We start from the raw sequence: 6,137 nt of genomic DNA, 5'->3' as shown, positions 1-6,137 counted from the left end.
TCCTCGGGAAGGTGCGCCCACTTTCAGGCCGCCTCCTCGGGCCTCATCCACAGGTATTGATCATTGCTCACAGTCGCGAATTACGCGTGCCTTCAGGCTTGCCGGTCCTGACGCCCAGCCGGCCCCTGGGGCGATGGTGCACGGATTGCGGCACACCTACGCTACTGAACTGGCTAGCGCGAACATCAGCGTCTACACGTTGATGAAGCTACTCGGCCACGAATCAATGACCACGTCTCAGCGCTACGTCACCGCAGCGGGAAATGAAACACGAACCGCCGCAGCGCAAAACTACCTCTATACGTTGGTGGCAGATATTGCGGGACCGGGGAACCGATGACTAGCTGGTACAGGCGTACAGAGGCGTACAGGCGTACAGGCGTACAGGCTTACAGGCTTACCGCTGCGGGCGGTCCAGCGGGAGGGTCAGCTTCTGTGTCGTCACAGCAGTCGCAGCTACCCGCATCGCCGGGTTGATCGGGTTGATCCCCCACGGTGTCCAGGGTCAGGAGCTGGGCTGCTGGCCTGGGACCAATAGGGCTTCCGCAGCATGCATCGGTAGCCGGTGGCGGGGCGCCGATGTCGAGGTGGTGTGCGGCTGTGCTGATCGCAGGTGAGGTGGTCAGGCCGGGCAGGGGTTGGGTGCGCGCGGCACGGATGGCGTTGAGAATGACCAGAACTTCGGCGAATTCGTGGATGAACACGACGGTGGCCAGTCCGAGCACCCCGAAGGCAGCCAGCGGAATCAGCACTCCGATGATGGCCAGCGAGAATCCGATGTTCTGCACCATGATTCTCCGGGCGTGCCGCGAGTGGGCAAGGACTTGGGGGAGGTGGCGCAGGTCTTCCCCCATGAGTGCGACGTCGGCGGTTTCGATTGCGACGTCGGTTCCCATGGCGCCCATGGCGATTCCGATGTCGGCAGTGGCCAGCGCGGGTGCGTCGTTGACTCCGTCGCCGACCATGGCGATCGGCTTGCCGGCCGCCAACTCCGGCAGCAGCCGGGCTTTGTCTTCGGGTAGTAGTTCGGCGTGCACGGTGGTGATGCCGGCTTGGGCGGCCAGGGCGTCGGCGGTGCGTTGGTTGTCGCCGGTGAGCATCGCCACCTGGATCCCGATCCGGTCCAACAGTTGGACGGCTTCCCCGGCTTCCGGGCGCAGTTCGTCGCGGACGGCGATGGCGGCGATGACACGGCCGTCGCGTTCGAGAACGACGACGGTGGCGCCTTCAGCTTGAAGGCGTGCCACCTCGTCGGTGAGCGGGCCGGGTGGGACCCAGCTGGGCTTGCCGAGGCGGATCGCGGTGCCGTCGAGGTGGCCCTGGATTCCGTGACCGGCGATCGCGGTCACCTCGCTGGCGGGCGCAATGTCCTCGGCGGCGGCCAAGATCGCCTGGGCCAGTGGATGTTCGCTTCGGGCTTCCAGTGCGGCCGCGATCCGGAGCGCCTCGGCTTGGGTGATGCCGTCTACAACCGCTGTGGCCACGACTTGTGGTTTGTTGCGGGTGAGGGTGCCGGTTTTGTCCAGGGCGATGACCTTGATGCGGCCGAGTTCTTCGACCGCGGCCCCGCCTTTGACGAGGGCGCCTTGTCGACTGGCGGCGCCGATGGCCGCGACCACGGTCAGTGGTACCGCGATGGCCAGGGCACAAGGGGAGGCCGCGACGAGCACCACCAGGGCTCGTTGCAGCCAGAGCATCGGATCGCCGAGGAGGGCACCGAGGCCGGCGATCGTCGCGGCGAGCGCCATGATTGCCGGCACGAGGGGTCGCGCGATCCGATCGGCCAGGCGTTGGCCGGCGCCTTTGCGTTCCTGGGCTTCCTCGACGATGTGCACGATGCGGGCCAAGGAACTGTCGGCGGCCAGCGCGCTCACCGCGACTTCGATGGCGCCGCCGCCGTTGATCGCACCGGCGTGCACGTCGCTGCCTGGACCGGCCTCGACCGGGACCGACTCACCGGTGATCGCCGACAAGTCCAGACTGGTGTGGCCTGTGGTGATGGTGCCGTCGGTGGCGGCGCGTTCCCCGGGCCGCAGCACCATCACATCGCCGATCACCAGATCCTCTGGTGACACGGTCATTTCGCGGCCGTCGCGGATCACCGTGGCCTTGGGTGGCACCAGCGACAGCAGGGCCCGCAGGCCACGGCGGGTGCGGGTGACGGCGTAGTGTTCGAGCCCCTCAGCGATGGAGAACAGGATTCCCAGCAGCGCGGCTTCGGCGATCTGGCCGAGTGCGACCGCTCCGATCGCGGCGATCGTCATCAGCGTGCCGACACCGATGCGGCCGTGCCGCAGGTTGCGCAACGCGTCGGGTACGAACGTCGACGCGGCGACCAGGACGGCGACGAGTTCGATGGTAAGCGAGAAGGATTCGTGCCCGGCACGTGAGACCAACCACCCGACCACTAGCAACACCGCCGACAGCATGGCCAGTTGCAGTTCGCGTACCTGCCACAGTTTCTCGGGACCGGCCTCCGGTTCAGTGTCCTGGGGTCCGCAGCATGCGTCAGACACGGTCAGCCTCCATGCGCACCGAAGTTCCGAGCACCACGGCGGTCAGGGAGCGACCACGCTCAGTCAGCCGGTACATCACCAGGCGTCCGTTGCGGCGGGAGGTCACCATGTCGGCGACTTTGAGTTGGCGCAGGTGATGGGACACCAGGTTCTGCGGGGCCCCGACCACCCACGCCATGTCGCAGACACACATCTCCTCGCCGTCATGCAGGGCCGCGGCGATCGTCAGGCGGGTCGGGTCGCCCAGGGCGCGGGCGGCTGCGGCGGCGGGTTCGACCCGCTCCAGGTCTGGCAGGGCGGTGCGGATCGCCTCGGCGTGCGGCAGGTCCAGGCACAGCAGGTCGCAGGCATCTACCGATTGCTCGTCCATACTCACATCCTAATGTATGTTGATATGACTACGGAAGGACGTCTGCATGGCCCGTTCCAGGCGCATTTTGCTCACCGCGTTTGTCGTCGCCGCTCTCGCGATCGGCGTGCTGGTCTACCTGTCGGCGCGTGATCGCGGCCCGACCACCGCGCAGCGGCCAGAGACCAGCGAGGCCGTCGGGCAGGTGGTGCGCGAGAACAGCCGCCGGCTGAACACGGTGGCGGGCAGCGACGTGACGTTCGTGGAGTTTCTCGACTTCGAATGCGAGGGCTGCCGTGCGCTCTACCCGGTGATCGAACAGCTGCGGGGCGAATACGGAGACCGGGTGAACTTCGTGATCCGCTACTTCCCACTACAGGCACACGTCAACGCCGAGCGGGCCGCGCGGGCGGTGGAAGCTGCCGCCCGGCAGGGCCAATTCGAGGCGATGTACAAGAAAATGTATGACACCCAGGCGCAATGGGGTGAGAAGCAGACCCCGGCCGACAATGTCTTCCGTGGATTTGCCGCAGAACTCGGCCTGGACATGGACGCCTTCGACGCGGCCTACGCCGGTCCGACGACACTGGAGCGCGTCCGGCTCGATGTGGCCGATGGTCGAGCATTGGGCGTGCAGGGCACCCCGACATTTTTCCTCAACGGCACTCGTTTCCAGCCCCGAAGCTACGAGGACGTGACCGCAGCACTCGACAAGGCGCTCGCCGAATAGGACCGCCCGTACCGAAAGCGCACCGTCAGCACTCGGCCAGCTCTGCACTCGGACAGGAGGACTCACCCCGATGCCTATCACCGCGCTCGCCCTTTACTTGGTCTTCGCCCTGTTGGGGTTCGGCTGGCGCAGCTGGACCCAGTACCGTCACACCGGTTCGACCGGATTCCGCGGGATCAACGGCCGCCCCGGCTCACTGGAATGGTTGGCCGGGGCAGGGTTCATCGCCGCCATCCTCGCCGGCCTCGCCGCGCCCCTGCTGCAACTACTCGGCATCCTCGACCCGGTCGGTACCCTGCAGGTGCCATGGATCCAGACAACCGGCACGGTCCTGGCGGTCGCGGGGATCGGTGCGACCCTCTACGCCCAACGCGACATGGGTGCGTCGTGGCGCATCGGCGTCGACCCCAGTGAGACCACACCGTTGGTACGCCACGGCGTGTTCAGCCTGGCGCGCAACCCGATCTTTACCGCAATGCTGACCTTCGCCGCCGGCATCACCCTCATGACCCCCAATCCACTTGCGTTGGCCGCGTTCGCGGTGCTGGCGGTCACGATCGAACTGCAGGTCCGCGTGGTCGAAGAGCCCTACCTGACCGCCACTCACGGCCAGGCCTACCGCGACTACTGTGAGACTGTCGGCCGGTTTGTTCCCCACATCGCACGTGCCTGATCGTCTGGCCGGCGACGCGAGGTGAACCCATGGCAACATCAGATGATCACACCGCCCGCTGGAACCGGTACTGGGACAAGAAATCCCGCACCTACGACCGTGAGATCGGATTCTTCGACCGCCACCTATTCGGCGATTCCCGCGACTGGGTCTGTAAGCAGGCCGCCGGCGACGTTCGCACCGGACTCAACTTGTCCTTCTACCCCAATGACGTCACGCTGACAGGGATCGACTGGAGCGAGCAGATGCTCGATCTCGCACGCCAGCGCGCCGCCGACCTCGGGCGCACCGCCACCCTGCAACGGGCCGACGCCCACCACCTGCCGTTCGACGACGCCAGCTTCGACACCGTGGTCTGCACCTTCGGGCTGTGCGCCATCCCCGACCACACCCAAGCGCTCACCGAAATGGCCCGGGTACTGCGCCCAGGTGGCCAGCTCATCCTGGTCGACCACATCAGCAGCAGTGCGGCCCCCGTGCGGGCCGTACAGCGGTTTCTGGAACTGTTCACCGTTCCCCTAGGCGGCGAACATTTCCTGCGCCGCCCGCTCAACCACATTCGGTCGGCCAGCGACCTCGACACCGACCGCGTGGAGCGGTTCACCCTTGGGCTCGTCGAACGCGTTGTCGCCCTCAAGACACCATGAGCTGACCTGCCATGCGGCGGCAGGCCCGACCTGGACACCATCACCCAACAAGCCGCACATGACCGAATTCATCACCGGCAGTGCCGCACTCACCGAACCCAGCGCCCGCGGAATCCCCAACGCCACCGATCCGACGCGTGCCGATCTCCTCGCTTAGCACCCAAAACCGAGTTGGATGACAACCCTCCGATGTACCTCTGGCGTGAACGATTGTTGGTCTGCCCTGGCGCCAGGCTCAACGCATGCCAGCAGACCACCCGTAGGTGTGTCCCCGGCCCTCGTCGCTCATGTGTTCTCGATCCGCGCCGCTCAGGCACCCAAGAGCGTGGCCTAGTTCATTCTGTCGGTGACGAGGGCGCCGCGGTCGTCTGTTCGGGGCCGCTGAGAATAGGTTTCACGTTGGCGCCGCGGGCCAGCCGCCACATGCCAAACCAGGCGACAGGGGCCAGCGCTATCACTGTCCACATCCCTGGAACGTAGTGCCAGGCAACATCGCTGAACCAGGGGAACACAAGGAAGTGTGCCAGCTCGGTGACACCCATGGAAGCAAAGAACGTCCACGCCAAGTACCGCCCGAACCGCAAGCCGCGTGCCATCAGGACTGGCACCACTAGCCATGCGCCGACCGAAAGGGCCAGCAGCAGCACGAGCGGAGGCGACGACAGTTCCGGTGTCGGCAACCCCGTTACTTCGGCCAGGAACCGGAAGAACCCCATCCGGTTTTCCTCGACGCGATGCAGCGCGAATAGCAGCAGAGCGACCCAGTACGGCACCTTGATATCGGCCCAGGACCCGCGCGATGGCACTAGGAGCCACAGCAGCAGCCCGCCCACGAACCCGGCGGTGAAGACCAGCATAGTGAGCAGACCGAATGCCAGATATCCGAGCCCGAGTATCGCCGCGGTGAACGCCGCAGCGGTCAGGACCGTTGACACCGGTTTGCTCCCCTGCCCATCCACCGTAGTAGCCGAGCTCATCGCCGAAACCTCCCGGCACCGGCCACGCTGCCGATTCGGGCTGCCGGTTGCACCGCCCGTCGCGTCATATGCGCATCCTTGCATGCGTATGGTCACAGCGGAAGGGAGTGTCCGCGGCGGCGGGCTGTAGCGGTCGTCCAGGTGCCGACCCGAGGAACTCAATTATCTAGCGCCAGTGAGGTGAGCCCTTCGCAGTGGTCCAGTTGTTGTGCGACTCTGATGCCCGAGTGTTCGGGCAGGAAGAA

6 protein-coding genes and 1 pseudogene are annotated in these 6,137 nt (G+C 65.9%); 4 read left to right on the top strand and 3 right to left on the bottom strand.

Annotated features, from left to right (window positions below):
* Window positions 1–70: 70 nt before the first annotated feature.
* Window positions 71–340: pseudogene (locus AC4LGL_RS27235) on the top strand (tyrosine-type recombinase/integrase); the annotation flags it as partial.
* A gap of 49 nt (window positions 341–389) precedes the next feature.
* On the opposite strand, the gene AC4LGL_RS27230 reads toward AC4LGL_RS27235, so the two are convergent.
* Together AC4LGL_RS27230 and AC4LGL_RS27225 are read right to left on the bottom strand one after the other, a co-directional pair.
* Window positions 390–2,516, bottom strand: coding sequence for a heavy metal translocating P-type ATPase (locus AC4LGL_RS27230; protein WP_368575812.1), 2,127 nt, complete (start codon window positions 2,514–2,516; stop codon window positions 390–392).
* Window positions 2,509–2,886: an ArsR/SmtB family transcription factor gene (locus AC4LGL_RS27225; protein ID WP_065050494.1), complete on the bottom strand. Its 378-nt coding sequence runs from the start codon at window positions 2,884–2,886 to the stop codon at window positions 2,509–2,511. Before AC4LGL_RS27225 ends, AC4LGL_RS27230 begins: the two co-directional genes overlap by 8 nt.
* 46 nt (window positions 2,887–2,932) lie before the next feature.
* Here AC4LGL_RS27225 and AC4LGL_RS27220 point away from each other — a divergent pair, with 46 nt between their 5' ends.
* The 3 genes from AC4LGL_RS27220 to AC4LGL_RS27210 all read left to right on the top strand — a co-directional run bounded on the left by AC4LGL_RS27220 (window position 2,933) and on the right by AC4LGL_RS27210 (window position 4,915).
* The gene (locus tag AC4LGL_RS27220) at window positions 2,933–3,595 is read left to right on the top strand and encodes a DsbA family protein (protein ID WP_065050495.1); all 663 of its coding nucleotides are present in this window, start codon (window positions 2,933–2,935) and stop codon (window positions 3,593–3,595) included.
* Between the two features lie 70 nt (window positions 3,596–3,665).
* On the top strand, window positions 3,666–4,268 hold the full coding sequence (locus AC4LGL_RS27215) for a methyltransferase family protein (protein ID WP_065050496.1): 603 nt from the start codon (window positions 3,666–3,668) through the stop codon (window positions 4,266–4,268).
* A 29-nt stretch (window positions 4,269–4,297) separates the two neighbouring features.
* A complete protein-coding gene (locus tag AC4LGL_RS27210; protein ID WP_065050497.1) occupies window positions 4,298–4,915 on the top strand; it encodes a class I SAM-dependent methyltransferase in 618 nt (205 codons plus the stop codon).
* A gap of 335 nt (window positions 4,916–5,250) precedes the next feature.
* Here AC4LGL_RS27210 and AC4LGL_RS27205 read toward each other — a convergent pair whose 3' ends face one another.
* Complete coding sequence (locus tag AC4LGL_RS27205; protein WP_234792827.1) at window positions 5,251–5,850, bottom strand: hypothetical protein; 600 nt, start codon at window positions 5,848–5,850, stop codon at window positions 5,251–5,253.
* Window positions 5,851–6,137 lie beyond the last annotated feature (287 nt).

Source organism: Mycolicibacterium arcueilense, assembly GCF_058536225.1.
Note: the sequence above shows the minus strand (reverse complement) of the source record. Positions and strands in the feature narration are given on the sequence as shown.